Origin of the sequence: Moritella sp. F3 (assembly GCF_015082335.1) — a bacterium.
GTDB lineage: Bacteria > Pseudomonadota > Gammaproteobacteria > Enterobacterales > Moritellaceae > Moritella.
The window spans coordinates 683,941-703,118 of sequence record NZ_BLRL01000001.1; the positions used below are offsets into that span (position 1 = coordinate 683,941).

At 40.9% G+C, this 19,178-nt stretch carries 17 protein-coding genes; 11 read left to right on the forward strand and 6 right to left on the reverse strand.

Going from position 1 to position 19,178, the window contains the following annotated elements:
* Positions 1-28 precede the first annotated feature (28 nt).
* On the reverse strand, positions 29-937 hold the full coding sequence (locus tag JFU56_RS02985) for a LysR family transcriptional regulator (RefSeq protein ID WP_198435784.1): 909 nt from the start codon (positions 935-937) through the stop codon (positions 29-31).
* Between the two features lie 80 nt (positions 938-1,017).
* Here JFU56_RS02985 and JFU56_RS02990 point away from each other — a divergent pair, with 80 nt between their 5' ends.
* Both JFU56_RS02990 and JFU56_RS02995 read left to right on the forward strand, forming a co-directional pair.
* Complete coding sequence (locus tag JFU56_RS02990; RefSeq protein ID WP_198435785.1) at positions 1,018-1,362, forward strand: DoxX family protein; 345 nt, start codon at positions 1,018-1,020, stop codon at positions 1,360-1,362.
* A gap of 128 nt (positions 1,363-1,490) precedes the next feature.
* Entirely contained in the window at positions 1,491-2,201 is a 711-nt protein-coding gene (locus tag JFU56_RS02995) for an SDR family NAD(P)-dependent oxidoreductase (RefSeq protein ID WP_198435786.1), read from the forward strand.
* A 67-nt stretch (positions 2,202-2,268) separates the two neighbouring features.
* Here the strand turns inward: JFU56_RS02995 and JFU56_RS03000 are convergent, their stop codons facing one another.
* The gene (locus tag JFU56_RS03000) at positions 2,269-3,033 is read right to left on the reverse strand and encodes a nuclear transport factor 2 family protein (protein ID WP_242065821.1); all 765 of its coding nucleotides are present in this window, start codon (positions 3,031-3,033) and stop codon (positions 2,269-2,271) included.
* 225 nt (positions 3,034-3,258) lie between these two features.
* Between JFU56_RS03000 and JFU56_RS03005 the strand changes: the two genes are divergently transcribed.
* From JFU56_RS03005 to JFU56_RS03015, 3 genes are all read left to right on the forward strand, one after another.
* Positions 3,259-4,146 (forward strand): LysR family transcriptional regulator, encoded by an 888-nt coding sequence (locus tag JFU56_RS03005; protein WP_242065822.1) that lies wholly within the window; start codon positions 3,259-3,261, stop codon positions 4,144-4,146.
* A 295-nt stretch (positions 4,147-4,441) separates the two neighbouring features.
* On the forward strand, positions 4,442-5,476 hold the full coding sequence (locus tag JFU56_RS03010) for an extracellular solute-binding protein (RefSeq protein WP_198435788.1): 1,035 nt from the start codon (positions 4,442-4,444) through the stop codon (positions 5,474-5,476).
* Between the two features lie 12 nt (positions 5,477-5,488).
* Entirely contained in the window at positions 5,489-7,900 is a 2,412-nt protein-coding gene (locus JFU56_RS03015) for a bifunctional diguanylate cyclase/phosphodiesterase (protein WP_198435789.1), read from the forward strand.
* 96 nt (positions 7,901-7,996) lie between these two features.
* Here JFU56_RS03015 and mtgA read toward each other — a convergent pair whose 3' ends face one another.
* Positions 7,997-8,704 (reverse strand): monofunctional biosynthetic peptidoglycan transglycosylase, encoded by a 708-nt coding sequence (gene mtgA / locus JFU56_RS03020; protein WP_242065823.1) that lies wholly within the window; start codon positions 8,702-8,704, stop codon positions 7,997-7,999.
* A gap of 74 nt (positions 8,705-8,778) precedes the next feature.
* Positions 8,779-9,417 carry a LysE family translocator gene (locus JFU56_RS03025; protein WP_198435790.1) on the reverse strand — a complete coding sequence of 213 codons (639 nt, stop codon included), beginning with the start codon at positions 9,415-9,417 and terminating at the stop codon, positions 8,779-8,781.
* A 291-nt stretch (positions 9,418-9,708) separates the two neighbouring features.
* Between JFU56_RS03025 and JFU56_RS03030 the strand changes: the two genes are divergently transcribed.
* Complete coding sequence (locus JFU56_RS03030; RefSeq protein WP_198435791.1) at positions 9,709-10,563, forward strand: mechanosensitive ion channel family protein; 855 nt, start codon at positions 9,709-9,711, stop codon at positions 10,561-10,563.
* Positions 10,564-10,675: 112 nt separating this feature from the next.
* On the opposite strand, the gene JFU56_RS03035 is transcribed toward JFU56_RS03030, so the two are convergent.
* Together JFU56_RS03035 and JFU56_RS03040 are read right to left on the reverse strand one after the other, a co-directional pair.
* The gene (locus JFU56_RS03035; protein WP_198435792.1) at positions 10,676-11,908 is read right to left on the reverse strand and encodes an ammonium transporter; all 1,233 of its coding nucleotides are present in this window, start codon (positions 11,906-11,908) and stop codon (positions 10,676-10,678) included.
* Between the two features lie 11 nt (positions 11,909-11,919).
* Positions 11,920-12,258 (reverse strand): P-II family nitrogen regulator, encoded by a 339-nt coding sequence (locus tag JFU56_RS03040; RefSeq protein ID WP_198435793.1) that lies wholly within the window; start codon positions 12,256-12,258, stop codon positions 11,920-11,922.
* A 307-nt stretch (positions 12,259-12,565) separates the two neighbouring features.
* Between JFU56_RS03040 and JFU56_RS03045 the strand changes: the two genes are divergently transcribed.
* From JFU56_RS03045 to JFU56_RS03065, 5 genes are all read left to right on the forward strand, one after another.
* Complete coding sequence (locus tag JFU56_RS03045; RefSeq protein WP_198435794.1) at positions 12,566-13,342, forward strand: ABC transporter ATP-binding protein; 777 nt, start codon at positions 12,566-12,568, stop codon at positions 13,340-13,342.
* A complete protein-coding gene (locus JFU56_RS03050; RefSeq protein ID WP_198435795.1) occupies positions 13,317-14,393 on the forward strand; it encodes an iron ABC transporter permease in 1,077 nt (358 codons plus the stop codon). Before JFU56_RS03045 ends, JFU56_RS03050 begins: the two co-directional genes overlap by 26 nt.
* Entirely contained in the window at positions 14,390-15,436 is a 1,047-nt protein-coding gene (locus tag JFU56_RS03055) for an iron ABC transporter permease (RefSeq protein ID WP_198435796.1), read from the forward strand. The genes JFU56_RS03050 and JFU56_RS03055 overlap by 4 nt, the downstream gene beginning before the upstream one ends.
* A gap of 23 nt (positions 15,437-15,459) precedes the next feature.
* Entirely contained in the window at positions 15,460-16,428 is a 969-nt protein-coding gene (locus tag JFU56_RS03060; RefSeq protein WP_242065824.1) for an ABC transporter substrate-binding protein, read from the forward strand.
* A 299-nt stretch (positions 16,429-16,727) separates the two neighbouring features.
* On the forward strand, positions 16,728-18,830 hold the full coding sequence (locus JFU56_RS03065; RefSeq protein WP_198435798.1) for a TonB-dependent siderophore receptor: 2,103 nt from the start codon (positions 16,728-16,730) through the stop codon (positions 18,828-18,830).
* Positions 18,831-19,178: the final 348 nt, after the last annotated feature.

Consider the following 19,178-nt stretch of genomic DNA (forward strand, 5'->3'; position numbering starts at 1 on the left):
ATTGGCTGCTCTGTGGGTCATGACGTTATCATTCACTCACAAATGCATCACTGATCTTGTCCCTTACCCACTTATGCAGCAAATCGTTTTGGTGCCTTTCATGCCATACGCCTCGAATCGTTACTTTAGGGAGAGGAAACGGACACGTCTTTACAGCAAGTCCATATAGCATTTGTCCTTGCACTGCCATTGATTGCGGTAGGAAGGAAATTAGCTGCGTATTCGCTAATAACGCGAGTTGTAGATTAAGCGTTTCAGCATACAAACCGATTTTACGCTCTGGCATACCCGCTGTAATCCCGAACTGGCTAACAGAGTCATGTTGCTCATCCAATAAACTCGACTTAATGTGCGCGCATTGGAAGACTGATTCCGCATTCCAGGTATGCAATACCGGATTATCCTTATCGAGTAAGCAAACAACCGCCTCATCCGTTAGGCGCTTTTGCATAAAACGAGGCTTAGCTTTTACGCCTGCGCCGATGATCATATCAAGTTTACCAGCGTCAAGCTCATCATCACCTGTCTGACTCATCATCTGTATGTCCATGATCACATGAGGCGCTTCTGCATTAATCGTTCGGATAGCGTTAGCAAGGTATGCTGCGACAATAAAATCATGGGTTTGAATACGAAAACGGGCATGGATTTGTGCGAGTTTTAACGACGGTGGTGCGAACAATCCATCAATCTCACTTAGAATGAAATCAAGTTTATCGGCCAGTTCAAGCGCCCGAGCAGTAGGTTCTAATCCTTTAGCGTGGCGAATAAAAAGTGGATCATCAAACGTATCTCTAAGGCGAGTAAGGGTATGACTCATTGCAGACTGACTCACGTTCATTTTCTTGGCCGCGCGCCCTACATGCTGTTCTGCTAATAACGCTTGCAATGATTTCAGTAAGTTAAAGTCTACTTTAGCAATATTACTTTCATTCATAATTATCATTAGTCGCAATCATTTTTATTCATAATGATTCAGGTTTACACTCATTACAAGTTAATCAATGAGGAAACACCATGAATACCTTTGTTACTGTCATTATTGCATTACTTTCAGCCTTCTTCTTATTCGCAGGTTCGATCAAATTATTCGCTTGGCAAAAAATGATCTTTACCAAGCAGTTAGAATTCTTTCAATCATATGGCCTGAACCGTCAGATAATGGCGCTAGTGGGTATTGTTGAGCTATTTGGTGCAACCAGCATATGGTTTCAAAGCAGTGAATTAGGTTTACTTGGTGCCGCGGCGTTATTGGCCACATCCTTAGGTGCCATCTTTTTCCACTTACGTTTTGATACGTGGAAAGACGGTATTCCAGCCATAGTGACATTGACGCTATCCAGCCTCGTTATTTACTTTTAAAACGAAGAATAAGCTTTGCGTTTTAAGCAAAAATGTATTGTCTTTTACATAATTCACAACACTTATCACAAAGTATATTATTAAATACATCAACAACTGCAATAACTTTAAGCACTTAAAGGAACACCATGAATAATATTAAAACAGCGACTGTCGCAGCATGCTTTTCAGTTACCGCAAAAATAATCATCCATAATCTTATCGAATCAGGTACCAAGGTTGTCGCATTTGGCCGTAAAGGTGATGACGTTCGCGCTAAAAAAATGGAAGATAAATACCCAGGCATGCTCACCGTGCTACTTGGTGATCTTGCAGATGAAACAGAAAGCAAAGCGCTGACTGCCAAGGCTGTCGGTATTCTAGGTAACATTGAAGCCCACTACCATTGCACCGGTATTTTCACGTGGAGATATTGGAAAGACATCGAAGTAAAGGAGGTCGAAGACATATTCAGCGCTAACTTTATGACTGCGTTTGTATTTGGTCGTGAAATTTTTAATGCCATGGCACTCAGCGGTGGCGGCTCTATCATGTTCGTTTCCGCTCGCGATACTGTGCGTAATATCCCTGCAGGTTTTGGTCCTTACATGGCATCAAAGCTGGCGTTAAACGGACTTGTCGAAAGTATGGCAGCCGAAGGTTCACAACATAATATTAATATCAACGCGATACTGCCAACGATAGTGAATACTCAGGTTAATCGTGATGCGATGCCTGATGCTGATCACAGCACTTGGGTTGATCCAGCTGAAATGGCCGAGTTAATGATTGAACTGACTCAGCCAACGAAAACTAATCTAAGTGGTTCGCTTATCGCGTTTAACGGTAAAATGCATTAATACCCCCTAGCTTAGTGATGGTAAAAGAGCCTCTAACCGATAGTCGGGATCAAGGCTCTCTACTTAGTTAAAACATGCCATTATCATGCGCCATGTCGTCAGGTATTTCTTGAATCACATCCCAATGCTCAACTATCTTACCGTCTTGAATACGGAACAGATCGTAGAAGGCTTGTGCTTTACCATTCCAGCGGCCTTCACTTTGCGCTAATACAAAATTACCCTCACCCAAAATACGGTGAACCTGATGATATTCAAACATATTGTCTTGAGATGCAAGGTAAGTAAGCGCGTCGGTCAGGCCATCTAAACCATCTTTAACCATGGCATTATGTTGATCATACTGTATTGTACTGATGTAATTAGTGATCTTTTCTGGCGCCTTACCAAGCAAGATATCATCCATAAAGTTAGCGACTAGCTGTTTATTACTTGCTGTTTTATCAACATCAGTCACCAATGTTGGACCATCAACCTGAGAGCGTCCACTCGCCGTGTCTTTGACGACTGGTGCCACTGCATCCCAATGCTCGGCTACTTGACCGTCTTGCATACGCCATACATCAAATGTAACCACTTCTTTAGCGCCAAATGACTCCGCATTATCGTAGGTATTATGCATGATAATAAAATCACCATCTTCTAATAATCGATGGGTCTTATAAGTCAATTCCGCGTCTTTTAACACAGGTAGAAAACCAAGAGCAGGCGCTAAACCTGTTGGTACGTGAGGGTTATGCTGAATGTAGTCTTCGCGAAAATATTGTTTCATTGCTGAAGCATCGAAGTCTTTGAAAAATGCATCTTGGGCTTTCATTGCTATTTCTTTCATAGGGCTATTCACCTTAGGGTTATTTGTCTGGATATCATTGCTGCCGCATCCACTTAGCATTGTCACTGTGGTAAGCATTGCTGCGGAGATAAAAGTTTTTTTCAATGTCATGTTAAAGTTCTCTGTGGATTAGTTTCTCGGTATGCAGCAAATATATCATTTAGTTATTGATAATTACCGATAAAATAAACTCATTGTTAACCCTGGATAAACAATGAAGGTAATATGATCTCTATTGATGACATGATGGTATTTACCAAGGTGGTCGAAACACAATCTTTTACCAAAGCCGCCGAACAATTATGCATTGGTAAAGCACGAGTATCTCAGATCGTGACTAAGCTTGAACAAGCATTAAATACACGGTTACTGCATCGTACCACGCGGTCCTTATCTCTCACTGATAGTGGTGAGCACTATTACAAGAAGTGCCAGATGATTCAGGAGTTAGCGACACAAGCCAACAATAACGCGCAAAAACTAAATAGTGAACCAAGTGGCCTAATACGTATTTCAATGCCATTTGGCAGTCCTGCTTATATAAACCTACTAAGTCAGTTTCTCAATAAACACCCAAAAATTCAGCTTGATATTATGGAAAGTGACAGCTATAGCAACTTAATCGAATCGCGTTGTGATATCGCAATCCGGGCTTCATCAGCACTTGAAGATTCCAGCTTATACGCCACCAAAATAGGTCAGTTTAACGACATTATTTGCGCTTCACCCGAGTACTTGAAGCGTTTTGATGCTCTGCAGTCAACCCAAGATTTATTGAAACTCGATTGGGTTAGCCACGAAATCGTACACGGTGATAAACAGTTGGTATTAAAGTCGTCACAAGGCGAAGTGATAAAGCTGAGTAAGAAACCCAAAGTGCAGGTACGGACCACAAACTCACTCAAAGAATTCATTAAGAATCACATTGGATTTGGTGTTGTGCCTGATTACGCGGTGAAACATGAGCTAGCGAGCGGAGAGTTAGTGAGGATCTTACCAACAGTACATAATGTCACGATCCCACTGTATGCTGTTTATCAAAACAAAGCATTGATGCCGTTAAGAACACGCACCTTGATAGATTTTCTCAAACGAGAAGGTTTACACTTTTAACGCTAGAGGTATGTGTTTTTAACAGTGGTCGGTATGCAACGCTCACTTTTTGTTATTAAGAATGTTCGTCAGCGTATCTTTATTGTCGCCATTAGGATTCATTGCTTAATTAGCCCAGACTTATCTCTGAATCATCTCTGAATTAAGTCCGATTATATGACGAAAATCAACTGGTTTTGTTATTTACACCAAAATAAACAATGTGTCCTATAGTTAGATCACCTGACAACAAATCCGTGAAAATTAGTCATTGCGAAAGCTGTCCAATGCAACATTTAGCGAATAGATGTGATATATGAAATCAATCTGCCTGCCAATAATACTGATGCTGAGTGTCATTTTTAGGACTGCTCAAGCGGATGAAATTCAATTATTCACCTGGGAAGAATACTTCTCGGATGAAGTCATTAAGCGTTTCGAAGCAGAAACAAATCATACCGTGAATCAAGTTTACTTTGAGAATGAAAGCTTGCGAGACGAAGTCATGTACTCCGGAAAAGCAGCTGCCTACGACTTAGTTATTTTAGACGGCTACACATTAAGTGTACTGGGTGAAAAAGGCATACTCAGTAAATTAGATAACGCATTATCAGATGACCTCCCCCTCTTTACAGATAAGTCAGAACAAGCCTGTCATGGTTATGGGATCCCCTACGCTTATGGCACGATTGGCATTGGTTTTCGCAACTCAAAAGTAAAAGAAACTATCTCGTCGTGGATGGATGTTTTCGATTACGCCAAGGCAAACCCAGGCAGTGTCATCATTCCCGATGAAGATATGGACACTGTCGCTATTGCACTCATGGCATTGGGTTATAATCCCATGAGTAAAGATGTATCCGAGCTGAAACAAGCCTTTGTATTACTCCAGAGTGTCATCGGTGACTTACTCGTATTCAGGAATGGTCTAGGCTACGCCTTAGATAAAGGCAAACAATCAAAAATGGACATGGCCGTTTTTTACTCTGGCGAAAAAGAACAAATATCAATTGCCACAGGTCAGGATGATTGGGAATACATTATCCCCGATGAAGGTACGCTTGTGTGGCATGAATGCTTATCCTCTCACACTAAAAAGCCAATGAAGCCCTCGACAATTGAGTTCCTTCGCTATATTAACAACCCGGCTAACGCAGCTAAAAATGCACAAGATATTTGGTTTGCGACCGCTAATAAAGACGCATTAAAGTGGGCTAATGAGGATTACATCAATGACGAGGAATTGTTCCCCTCTGAATTGACATCGAGTAAATATTATAATTATCAACTATTAGATTACAACGCCTTAAAAGTAAGAGGCAATATTATAAATGTTCTATCTAATCAATAGTCTGGAGTTGTGATGAAACTATCCGTTAAGATTAATTTTATACTATTGCCAGTGATGCTAATCATTTTCTCTATTGGTGGTATTTTCTCTTATAACAGTCAAAAGGTGCAAATCCTTTCGTCATTATCAGATAAGATAAAATATGAATTGAAATACATTTCAGAAGATTTGAATGAAGCCGTTCATGAGTTTGATTTACTCAGTAAGATCTTTCTAAGTAGCCACAGTACCCAATCTTATTTAAATAACATACGCTTTGGTAACAATAACCATTATGCCAATCAGAATTTAACACGGGGGATCAGGCAGCTCGAATTCCGTCATGGTTATATTACTAGTTTTGGGTTAATTGATGCGGATAAACAAGAGTTATTTCTTTATGATGTGCTTAATCCGTTCTCGTCAATCGAAGCTTCTAAATCATTAAATACCCATTTATCCTATATAAATAAAAGTATACAGACACAAGGTGTAACACAAATAAACCCAGCCACTTACGAACACAGCACAACAGCCGATGGCTTTGATGAACTCACTTTGATTCGAACCTTCTCTCCCGATCAACCGATATCTATGTCATCATTTTCTCAAGGACATACCATCTACACGGCAATTATAACCATACGCCTCAAGCATAAAGGCGCCTACCTACGTGCCTTACAAACCGTATTTGATGACAAAGTTAAACTATCCCTACTCTCTTCAGGCAGTTCTCAAATAATAGAAGGAAAAAACGAACTCAGTATACTGCCTAAGCCTGACTATGGTTACCAGTTAGTGAATGAGCTTTGGTCTATTATGATTTTACTGCCCAGCTCATATTTAAATACCTTGTACCAGCCCCATAAAATTCTATTTGTTTCAATTGTATTAAGTGTGACATTGTTTTCATTTTTCTTTCTTAAAGGTTTAATAGTTAAAAGAATTATCACGCCCGTTGTCAGGCTAACCAAACAAGTTGAGAGCACTGAAATTGGCGCTAATATCAATATTGAACGGTCGCAAACCAATGATGAAGTAGCGGTACTTTCCAACAAGTACCTTGATCTTATTATGGAGCTTGATGACCTAGTAAAATACGATCATTTGACGGGCTTGATTAATCGGTCTCAATTCAATAAAGCATTGAAAGATTTGATAGAGGATTGCGTTGATAGCAATAAGAAAATAGCGGTATTGTATTGTGATTTAGACAATTTCAAACATGTAAATGATCGATTTGGCCATTACATTGGTGATGAGTTATTAAAAAAATTTACCGTGAGCGTAAAACACTACCTTGCTTGTAGAGCAAAAGACTTAAGCGTTGATAATCATGTAGTCTTTGCACGTATGTCTGGCGACGAGTTCACGTTAATATTACCGCATATAACAGATATAAAAGAAGTGGAAACCGTCACCAACAATTTAATTTCCTTATTCAAGGATGGTTTCAAATTAGATGAGATGGTGTTTGATATCGGTATCAGTATCGGAGCCTCTATTTTCCCTGATGATGCCACTGATGTGTCTTCTATATTGAAAAAAGCAGACATCGCAATGTACTCCGCAAAGCGATTACGTCAGAGTAATGCCCAGTTTTATACGCCTGAATTGAGTGAACAAATTGAACGCCAAGACACTATTACAGCAAGCTTAAAAACCGCCTTACGCCGCAATGAGTTCTACCTTGTGTATATGCCTATTTATGATTGCAGCGCTGGTATCGTCGACGGGTGTGAAGTATTGCTTAGAGTATCATCAAAGGATTTAGCTGCTTATGGGCCAGAAGAGTTTATCCCCATTGCCGAACAGTCTGGGTTAATCAAAGATATTGATTACTGGGTCATCGAATCAGCCATTAAGCAGCTATCTATCTGGAGAAAACAATTAGACTTCGTCGGTGTTTTTGCGATTAACTTTTCGTCTTGGGAGCTTAAAAACCCTGATTTTGTCGACAAAGTGGATTCGTTACTGACCTTGTATGATGTTCCAGCACATTGCATTGAACTTGAAATAACAGAGACCTGTTTTGTCCCCGGCGACGACAGAAGTATTAAGATGTTGTCAAAACTGCACAACCTCGGTGTGAGGTTATCACTTGATGATTTCGGCACTGGATTCACCGCATTCAGTCAATTGATAGACTACCCGCTTGATACTCTGAAAGTCGATCGTATGTTTATCAATGCCATTGATTCGGATGATAGCGAGGATAAACCGTTAGTCAATATTATCGTTGAAATAGCCAAGCTATATAACCTAAACGTCGTCGCTGAAGGCATAGAGACAAAGGCACAGCTAGAATATGTTCGCAACTTAGGCTGCCATCAAGCACAAGGTTTTCTGTTGTCTAAGCCTTTAATGAAAAATGATTTCGTCGCGTTATGGAAAGCAGAAAAACGGGTAGTTGAAGTGCCCTCGTCGGGATCGTATGTTAGCTAACGGCGTGTATGTCCAAACACACCTTCTTTTCAGCATACAGTATGGATCGCGAACTCACCGCTCAAGCACTCGCGTTTGTTATATTTGTGACACATATTACAAACGCTTCAAGTAAGCTGCGCCGCCTAATGACCGCACCGACTCTCTAATTTGTGCAGCTCGTTTTCTCACATAAAAAGAAGGATTTGCAGCAGACATTAACTTGGGATTGGGCAATACTGCCGCTAATAACGAAGCTTGGTAAGCTGTGATATTTTCAGGTGAGCGATTAAATAATTGTCGACTTGCTGCGCCAACGCCATATACAGCGGGGGCAAATTCAACCACATTAAGATAGATCTCTAAAATTCTGCGTTTTGGTAGAAACGCTTCTATCAAAATGGTGAAGTATGCCTCTAGCCCTTTACGTATTAGGCTTCGCCCTGACCATAAATACATATTTTTAACCAATTGCTGGCTAATAGTACTCGCCCCGCGCGTTTGTTTACGTTTTTCTGTTAGTGCTTTATAAAGCGAATCAAAATCAAACCCATAGTGGTCAGGAAATTTCTGGTCTTCTGAGGCAACAACCGAAACTGGTAAGGTTTTAGCCATTCTGTTGTAGGGCACCCAATCTAACGATATTATTTTTTTATCCGTCACCATTTCTTGAATAATGAAAGTGGTGGTAAAAGGGTTCAGCCAGCGTAAAGGCAAGGTTAATATAACACTCACCATGAAAATGCAGGTAAACGTTATCATGACATAACTGAATACCCGCTTTTTAAAACTCTTCTTACGAGACCTTCTATTCTTTTTCATCATGCATAATCTAAGACAACATTCGCTTTATTATAGTCAGCATTAGGCCTTAGTAAGGATATATCAGCGATAAAGCACTAAAGCTTATTATCCGACAACAATAACTTCGCACCTAATGCTATCAGTACCACACCCGTAACACCTTCCATCCAATTCATCATCGCGCTGCTTTTAAAGAGTTTTTTAGCTGAATTAATGGTAAATGCTAAGCTACATTGCCAAACCATTGCGATTAAAAAGTGGATGCTGGCCATGGTGAACGACTGCACTATCGGTGAATGATTAAGATCGATAAACTGCGGCAAAAACGCGAGGTAAAAGATCGCTGTTTTAGGATTTAACACGTTAGATAAAAAACCTTCACGCAGTGAACGCTTCGTACTCGATAAGCCACTATCATCCGCAAGCATAGCGACTTTATTGCTGCCTTTATAGATAGCCCAAAGACTGCCGAGGCCAAGCCAGATAAGGTATGCTGCGCCAACCCATTTTACTAATTGAAACAGATCTGCTGATTGTAACAAAATAGCAGAGATGCCGAGCGCCGAGAACATCGCATGCACAAATAACCCTGAACAGATGCCTAGACTCGTGACACACCCATCCACAAAACCTGAACGGCTACTATTACGGATCACCAACGCGGTATCAAGACCAGGTGTCAGTGTCAAAATGGTTATTGCGATCAAGAACGCTTCGAAATTTAAAATGTGCATCACTTTTACTCGATTAGGCAAAATACATATATAGCAAGAAACCAAGGTCTGAGTAAAATAATATTAGTGATTAGTTCGAAACCCGTCACTTATTATTCAAATTCAGGAAAAGCAACTAACCTTAATAATAAGCTAAACTATGGATAAAACTAATAAAAATAGATAACCAATTCTATTCAGATAGGTATAATCGCAATTCGCCTTTTTACCTCGTATACCCTATTTACATGGCTAAATTGGCTCTTAATTTTACCCGCAATACGATTATTTAAAAAGTTTAAGGACGACACAATGGACGAGACTGGATTACAAGAAGACCTACAGAAAGAATTCGAGCAGCTACAGAATGTGTACACCATGCTAACGGAATTTGTGGTGCAATACAGTTTCCAAATCTTTGGTGCTATGGTTATTTTTATCATCGGCTTATGGGTGGCCGGTAAAGTACAACGCTTCATTTCAGCGCTATGTATAAAGCACGATGTTGATGTTACCTTAAGCGGATTTATTTCCAATGTAGTGCGTCTACTCGTCATCATGATGGTCGCGGTGATCGCTCTGGGTAAACTCGGGATCAGTGTGGCACCGTTTATCGCCGCTGTTGGTGCTTTGGCACTGGGTGCTGGCTTAGCCTTACAAGGCATGTTGTCAAACTATGCCGCTGGCGTGACCATTATTCTGACTCGTCCGTTTGTAGTGGGTGATACGGTCAAGATCCAAGGTGTGATTGGCGTGGTTAAGGTTATCACTCTGGGCATGACGATTCTAACTAATGAAGACGGTGACGAGATCAGTATTCCGAACAAGCACATTGTTGGTGAAGTACTGCATAACTCTTTCGAGTATATGTTAGTGGAATCGACTATCGGCATTAGTTATGACGACAATCCTGAACAGGCAGTAGCCACGTTGGCTGTAGCGCTGGCGGATATCGATGAAATCGCGACAGAGCCAGCGGCACAAATCGGCATTGAAGCCTTTGGCGATAGCTCAATTAATTTGGGTGTGCGTTTTTGGGTACCAACCAAGAACTATTATGAAGTGAAGTACGCGGCGAACTTAAAGATGTTTCAGGCATTGAAACAAGATGGCATTACCATACCCTTTCCACAACGTGAAGTTCGGTTATTGTCAGACACGGTTTAGGCACAAATAACGCTGAAACTACACAGTAACGTAAAGTGTATAAGAATACTTTTATGAACAAACAATAAAGCTCAGCACAGGCTGAGCTTTATTTTCCAAAGATTCAATCGATTTATTTAGCCGATATAAACTCAGGGTAAGCATCAATACCGCAATCCGCTATATCCATACCTAGCATTTCGTCTTCTTCAGTCACTCGAATACCCATGGTGGCTTTAAGCACTGCCCACACAAGGATACTTGCACCAAACACCCAAGCAAAGATTATAGCAGCACCAAATAACTGAGCAGAGAATGTCGCATCACCATTACTAAATGGAACAACCATTAAACCAAATAACCCACACACACCGTGTACAGAAATAGCGCCTACAGGATCATCAATCTTCACTTTATCCAGAGCCACAATACTAAGCACAACCAATACTCCGCCTAAGGCACCTAGCAATGTCGCAAATGCTGGCGCTGGACTCAGAGGATCAGCTGTAATGGTGACAAGACCTGCCAGAGCCCCATTAAGCACCATGGTTAAATCGACTTTACCCCACATTAACTTAGTCACAATCAAGGCCGAAACCGCACCACCCGCCGCTGCCGCATTGGTATTCAGAAAGATAAGACCAACCGCAGTGGCATTTTCAGCATCAGAAATTAATAACTGTGAGCCACCATTAAAGCCAAACCACCCCATCCATAAAATGAATGTACCTAATGTTGCAAGTGGCATATTTGAACCTGGAATGGGGTGTACCTCACCATTCTTACCATATTTACCCTTACGTGCACCGAGTAATAATACGCCTGCTAATGCAGCTGATGCGCCCGCCATGTGAACAATACCAGACCCTGCAAAATCAGAGAAACCAGCTTCAGATAAGAAACCACCACCCCAAGTCCAATAGCCTTCAATAGGATAAATAACCGCGGTTAACACCACCGCAAAAGCAAGAAAGGCCCATAACTTCATCCGTTCAGCCACAGCACCAGATACGATAGACATTGCTGTTGCCACAAATACAACTTGGAAAAAGAAGTCTGATTCAAGTGAATGGTCAGCACCTTCAGCCTGCGTACCAATTAATAAACCAAGTGACGGGATAATCCCCCCCTCAGTATTATCGACGTACATAATGTTATAACCAACCAGTAAGAACATGATGCATGCAATGGAATAGAGTACGATGTTCTTAGTCAAAATTTCGGTGGTATTTTTAGAGCGTACGAGCCCTGCTTCTAGCATGGAAAAACCTGCCGCCATCCACATCACGAGTACACCAGACATTAAAAAGTAAAACGTATCGAGTGCAAAGCGCAGCTCTGTCACTGTCGTTGTTAATTCTTGCATATATATTTCCTCTAGATCGCTTCTGAATCCATTTCACCAGTACGAATACGCACAACTTGTGTTAAGTCGTAAACAAAGATCTTTCCGTCACCAATTTTGCCTGTGTAAGCCGCATTTTTGATCGCTTCAATGACCCGTTCAACATTGTCTGCTTGCGTTGCAATCTCCAATTTAATTTTTGGTAAGAAATCAACTTGGTATTCAGCACCACGATATAGTTCTGTATGACCTTTTTGACGACCTAGACCTTTAACCTCAGTCGCGGTTAATCCTTCAACTCCGATCTCAGCGACAGCTTTACGAACATCAACGAGTTTAAATGGTTTAATAATTGCGCTTATTAGTTTCATATTAATCCTCTAGCATCTACGTTTAACATCTATATATTTAACTTTAATCCAACATCTATGCCAAAAATAATAACAACTATATTTCAACAACTTAGATTTAAACGGTTCGCCACTCCTGAGTCGATTAACCAAAGTAGTGCAATCTAATGTCGATTTACACCAAACTAGTGCGGCGATTCAGATATTAAACGCGCACGACTTAGACAGCCTATTGCATCAGTCTTTTTTTTAGCCACTTTATCCCCGTAGTTTACATTAAAACAGCTATTGGTTATCATTCGCATTTCCATTCTCATGTTTATGTATTATGACTCTCAAAATCGATAACGTCAGCTTTGCCTATCAAGCTGAACGTAAAATATTAGATGCTATCTCACTGACTTTTGAATCTGGAAAATTCTATGTAATCATAGGTCAAAATGGCTGTGGTAAAAGTACCCTATTCAATTTGATCATGCGTCACTTACCCTTATCATCAGGGCAGATCAGTATTAACGGCAAAGACCTACAGCAACTTTCCTTTAAAGAACAAGCACAGAGCATTTCAGTATTATCGCAGTCCATGCCATTACCGGAATTCATGACGGTTGCTGATATGGTGATGCAAGGGCGTTTTTGTTATCAAGGTTTTTTCTCTCGGTTCAGTGCTGAAGATCGCGCAATAGCTCAGCATGCGATGCAAAAAATGCAACTCACAGAACTGGCAAATAAACGCTTATCGGCACTGTCTGGTGGTCAGCAACAACGCGCTAGAATGGCCATGTTACTCACCCAGAAAACCGACATAGTATTGCTGGATGAACCCACCACGCACTTAGACTTAAAGCATCAATACATGCTGTTAGACCTAGGTCGAGAACTTGCTGAACAAGGTAAAACAGTGATTGCTATCTTGCATGATATGACTCAAGCAGCGTTATATGCTGATCACGTGATAGTGCTTTCCGAGCAAAAAGTATATGCACAAGGTCCAGCGCAATCAGTGATCACCGATACGATGATGCAGCATGTTTTTCATGTAAACACCTCACGAGTGGGTAACGAAAAGGTAGGTCTCCATGTTCCAACGTACCTTATTGCCTAATTCTGCACCTAACTCTTCACCTCGTTCATTATTGCGTATATTGCCCAGCTATCGTTTCCTCGGAGCAGTATTATTATTGACGCTGACCTTGTTATTGGTGGCATTAACTCACATCAGTATTGGTGCTCGATCGATAGCTTGGGCAGATATTTTTCAAGCCATTTTCGCTTTTGACAGCCAACAATTTGTACACCACATAGTGATCAAACAAAGACTACCACGTCTGATCGTCGCACTGGGGTGTGGCGCAATGTTAGGTCTTGCCGGTTTTAGTGCTCAAAAAATGTTTCAGAATCCACTCGTATCATCTTCTACGCTTGGGGTTAGTAGTGGTGCGGTATTTTTCAGTTTGTGTGCCATCTATTTCTTTAATGTATCTGAGAATGATATTTTTATTCCGGCTTTTCTCGGAGCCTCAGTTGCTGGACTTTTTACCCTGTCGATGACAGAAATGATGAACCGCTCGAGTATTTCTAAAAACTTACATATTGTGTTAGCAGGCAGTCTTGTGTCGATGCTGTTTTCCTCACTAAGCAGCTTTTTAATGCAACTAGACCCACTACGTTTTGCCAATGTTCAGGACTGGTTGTTGGGTGATATTAGCCCCGCCGATTTCAGCGATTTCAGTCGGGTTTATCCTCTGGCACTATTGGCGATTGGGGTGTTGTTATGTCAGGGCCGATCGTTAGACGTGATGATCATGGGCGAAAAGCAGGCGCACAGTGCCGGGGTGAATGTCACTCGCACCCGTAACATCACCTTGCTGTGTATTTTTTTACTGGCTTCGTTAGTTGTTTCGATTGTCGGTCCTATCGGTTTTATTGGCCTAGTCGTACCGCATATCAGTAAGCTTTTTGTTAGCGAGGTGGGTAATAAAGGCGCTTGGTTATCTATGCTCATCGGCGGTTTATTACTGAGTCTATCGGATTTACTTGCCCGTATCGTTATTGCTCCCAAAGTATTGATTGTCGGTGGCGTCAGCGCATCTATCGGCAGTATCTTCTTTTTATGTTTACTGTACTTTATGGTTCGGGATAAACGCATTTCATGAATATATTTAACGATCAAAATGTGATCATTACCCCCTTGAAAGGGATCAGCTTACCCGTTTATAAACGCACATTCTGGGTACTTTGTGCATTAGTCGCATTGTTGAGTTTGAGTTTTATTTGCAGTCTTAAATTAGGCTCGGTCAGTGTTTCTTGGGCAGATGTGTACGCAGTTGTGGGTTTTGATGTAACGCTTAATGACGCCACATCAACTATCTATGAGCTGCGATTGCCTCGAATCATGGGGGCGATTGCTGCAGGTGCATTGATGGCATTATCGGGTTATTTATTACAGACTGCCGCGCGCAATGCCCTGGCAGATCCAGGTGTATTAGGGCTATCTGACGGCGCCGCGCTGTCAGTCATTGTGCTGTATGTCATTTTTTCACAGGTGTCATTAACAGCGAGTATTATTGCCAGTTTCTTGGGGGTATTCGTTACCGCACTCGTGGTGCTCTGGTTTGTCCATAAAAATATGAATGGTACCTTTATCGTATTAGTCGGTATTGCTGTGGGCGCGGTTATGTCTGCATTCAGCGATATACTTTTATCGTCTGTTTCGATCGAAGATATGGCTTTCCTCATGGCTTTTTTATCTGGTAGCTTTGTCTCTTTAGATCTGGCTAGCGCTAGCTTTTTAAGCGCTTGGATGACAGTCATTATCGCGGTGTTTTTGTTGTTAAGCCGTTATATTAATCCACTCAATTTTGGCTATCTACATGCTATGTCCTTAGGTGTTGATGCCAAAAAATATTACATCTTTATTATTATACTCGCAGTATTTGCGATGGCTCCTGTGATTGCGCTGGTTGGATCTATCGGTTTTATTGGCCTGATTGCTACTTTTTTAGCAAAAAATATTATTGGTTATCGCGGTACCGAGTTAGGTATTGTCAGCATGCTATTAGGAGCAATCATGACGCTCTGGGCAGACACGCTTGGACGGACACTATTTGCTCCAATCATGATTAATGCTGGTGTATTCATCGCGTTAATCGGTGCGTTATTTTTTATTATAATGACGCGTTACATTGTTAGGCAGTAGCCTCAACACTATTTAGGATAATGATGAAACTATTAACATTTGTGCAAGGCGCGTTATTGCTTAGCTTATCGCTACAATCAATTGCTAGCGAAACCATGATGATCACAGATCATGCGGGTAACAAGGTCGAGATATTAACACAGCCTAAACGTATTGCATCACTGCATGTAATGTCGGCGACCTCTATTTTGTTAGATGTCGATGCGCCGATAGTGGGCACATCAACTTATATTAAATTACCAGAAAATAGGCCCTATATTCGCGGCGGTGAAGAAGTCTTTGGTATCAAGTTTGCTGATACGGGTTACTTCAACTACGGCAATAAAGGCAGTGATATTGAACAGATCAAAGCATCAAAACCAGACTTGATCATCGGTACGGTCAAATATCAAAAAAAACTCTTTGATAAACTATCTAAAATTGCGCCAACCGTTTTGATTCAGCGTTATACACCGAATATTTTTGATGCTTACCGTGATGTCGCCACCTGGGTTGGTAAAAAAGATGTGTTCAAACAGAATTATAGCGACTACCAACAAAAAATAGCTCGCTTCAAAGTTAAATACGCTGATGAATTAGCGGGTAAAACATTTATCTATGCGGTACCGAGTAAAGGTCAAGCAGAAATTAAGATCCGACAAAACTCGGGCGTTATCACCCAGGTATTATTTGATTTAGGCTTAACCCGACCACCATTTTTAAAAGATACTTTTGCCGCTGAGGATGCGGGTGCAGAAGTAAGCTCGGAACTGATTGAATCATTAGATGCTGATTGGTTTTTTAGTACTTACACATCGCAGTCAGACGCAGGCCCACAATCGATAGACGCGGGTTTTGATGATGTAGCACCCGGCTGGCAATTTGCTTTAACAGCTTATCAGAACAACCAGTTTATCCGCTTAAATCGAGAGCAAGCGTATACGCCGACGTTTGTTTCTGCTGATTATGTTTTAGCTGCATTGGAGCAACAGATTTTAAAAAATAGAAAATAGGAAAGATGGGGTCGAGACGGCCCTGTCCTTTTCTCCACTACTTTTCGTTTTACTCACTGCTTTTCATTAATAGTGAACATTTAAAAGTTCCCCATTAATTGGTATTTTTATCATTTAACTCCCTCCTTGCTTAGAATCCATACAGCTAAACTTGACATGTATACACATTTTTATAAAATACGCGCAAATAAGAATGATTCCCACTTTGATTTAGATTTGGGTTGATTACACTTCCATGCAAAATATGTTAGCGATTAATATATTCAATCGATGTATTAAGCTACAAAGGTTTTATTTACATGCACACTAAAGTCAAATTTATATCTGCCGTTATTGCGACAATCCTTTATTCACAATCAAGTCTAGCCCAGACAACGCCTACGACGAGCATAGAAACTCCCCCAGCTGATAGTACTGAAACGATGACAGTGATTGGGTATCAGCAGCACTATAAAATCGATCAGGCACATGCCGCAATGCGCTCGGACGTCTCCTTGTTAGAAACACCGCAAATGGTAACCGTGATCCCAGCAGAGGTATTAGAAGATCAGCTAGCCGTGACTTTAGGCGATGCATTAAGAAATGACGCTAGTGTTTCACTAGGTCGAGTAACATCGGATCGAGAACGCTTTAGCTTGCGTGGTTTTAGCTTGGAAGAAAATACTAATATCCTAAAAGATGGACATCAACACTTTGCTAAATACCGGATGCCAATGGCATTAATCGATAATGTTGAGGTATTAAAAGGACCATCAAGTTTATTATACGGTCAGTCAACACCCGGCGGCATCGTTAACTTAGTAACTAAAAAACCATCAAGTGAAAGTTCGGTGAAATTTGCTATTAAAGGCGATGATCACGGTTCATTCCGTAACTCTGTTGATGCGACTGGCAGCTTGAATGAGAATAAAACCATTCGTTACCGTGCCATTATCGAGCAGCAAAACAATAATAGCTGGCGTGAATACCAAGACGGCAGCAACCTAGAAAGTGAATCAGTCGTTGGCAGTTTAGTGACTGAGTTTGATGTAACAGATGCTCTGACTATTGCCTTACATTACGATAAATTAGACGATGTTTCAGGTCAAGACAGTGGTGCCTTGGTTGATGATAATGGCAATGTGATCGGCGGTGATAACACTATTTGGGATATGCCTTGGACTAAGATCGATGCCCAAAGTGAAAACTACGGTATTGATTTGACCTATCAAGTGAATTCATATTGGCAAGTTGCAACGGGCTATAATAACCAGCATAACGAACGTGAACGTTGGGAAAGTAAACCGCAAACCAGTAAGTATGATCCCGCAGATGGCAGTTATGGAAACAAACCTTATAACAAGTTAGAAGACTGGCAACAACAGTCATTCTATTTTGATCTGATGGGTTCGGTAACAACTGGCAGTATTAGTCATGAGCTATTAATGGGTGGTAACTACCTTGCGCATGAATATACCTCGTTAAAAGTGAAGGATAAAAACAAGCTCGATGGCAATATTAATGCTGGCACTATTATTGACCAACCAGTATTAGATTATGCCGATGGTGATGCAGAGAGCGAAGATTATAAATACTATGGTATTTATGTTCAGGACCTGGTTACTTTAAATGATCAATGGCAGGTATTAGCGGGCGTGCGTTATGATCGTCAGGATAAAACGGATGCCAATAACAATGCGGTATTACCGAAATTTGGCATCATTTATCACCCACAAGATAACGCATCTATCTATGCTAATTATAGCGAGAGCTTTGAACCTCAAGGTCGTGTTCTTGATGACGGACCTAGTGGTAATAATGGTATGGAGTTAGATCCAGTCAAAGGCAAGATATACGAGCTTGGCACTAAGTGGGAAGTTATGGATAACAGATTAGGTCTTAACGCGGCTATCTTTGATATTACTCGCAGTAATATTAAGCTAATTGAAGAGGCGAACGATGGTGACATTACTACTCAGGGTGGAGAACAGCATCATCAGGGTGCTGAACTTAGCGCGATCGGTAAGGTTAACGCTAATTTATCTTTGATCACGTCTGTCATGTATCTTGACGCTAAATATGCGGAACATAATGAGTTTGCGGGCAACCGTCCTGAAGATGTACCGGAATGGACTGCATCAATTTGGAGTAAATATGCATTCACTGAGCAGTTATCTGTAAATTTAGGTGCTTATTATGAAGGTGAGCGTTATGGCGATGCCAAGAACGAATTCTTAAAAGACAGTTATATTCGCATTGATACTGGGATTAATTACCAGACATCAGTTGCCGGTAACGAGCTGCAACTTCGTCTTAATGTCGATAACCTGTTCGATACTGATTATCTTGGTGGCGGTGAAAATGGCGAGGTTAATGTGGGTGAACCCAGAACCTTTAAATTTGGCGTTAGCTATACGCTCTAACAGCTTTTCATCGTTCTAATTAACGAGGAGGTCAATTCAATGACCTCCTCGTTGGCTAATTCGAATGAGAGACCTTTTAACTTTTTAACAAACTAAGCTGAACGAAACCATAGAAACCTAAAGCTTGCCATCCGACAACAATAACTTCGCGCCTAATGCAACCAGCACCACGCCAGACCATCGCTAAGACTACTAAGACCGAACTAAAAGTGAACACGAAAACATCTAACTAGGCATTAAAACATTGATAAATAAACATTCTTGCTGTGGAAGTAAAATAAAAAGTTTCCTAATATCAATGATGAATTGAAGGGGAAATTCAATTCAAATAAAAATAACTCTTACACA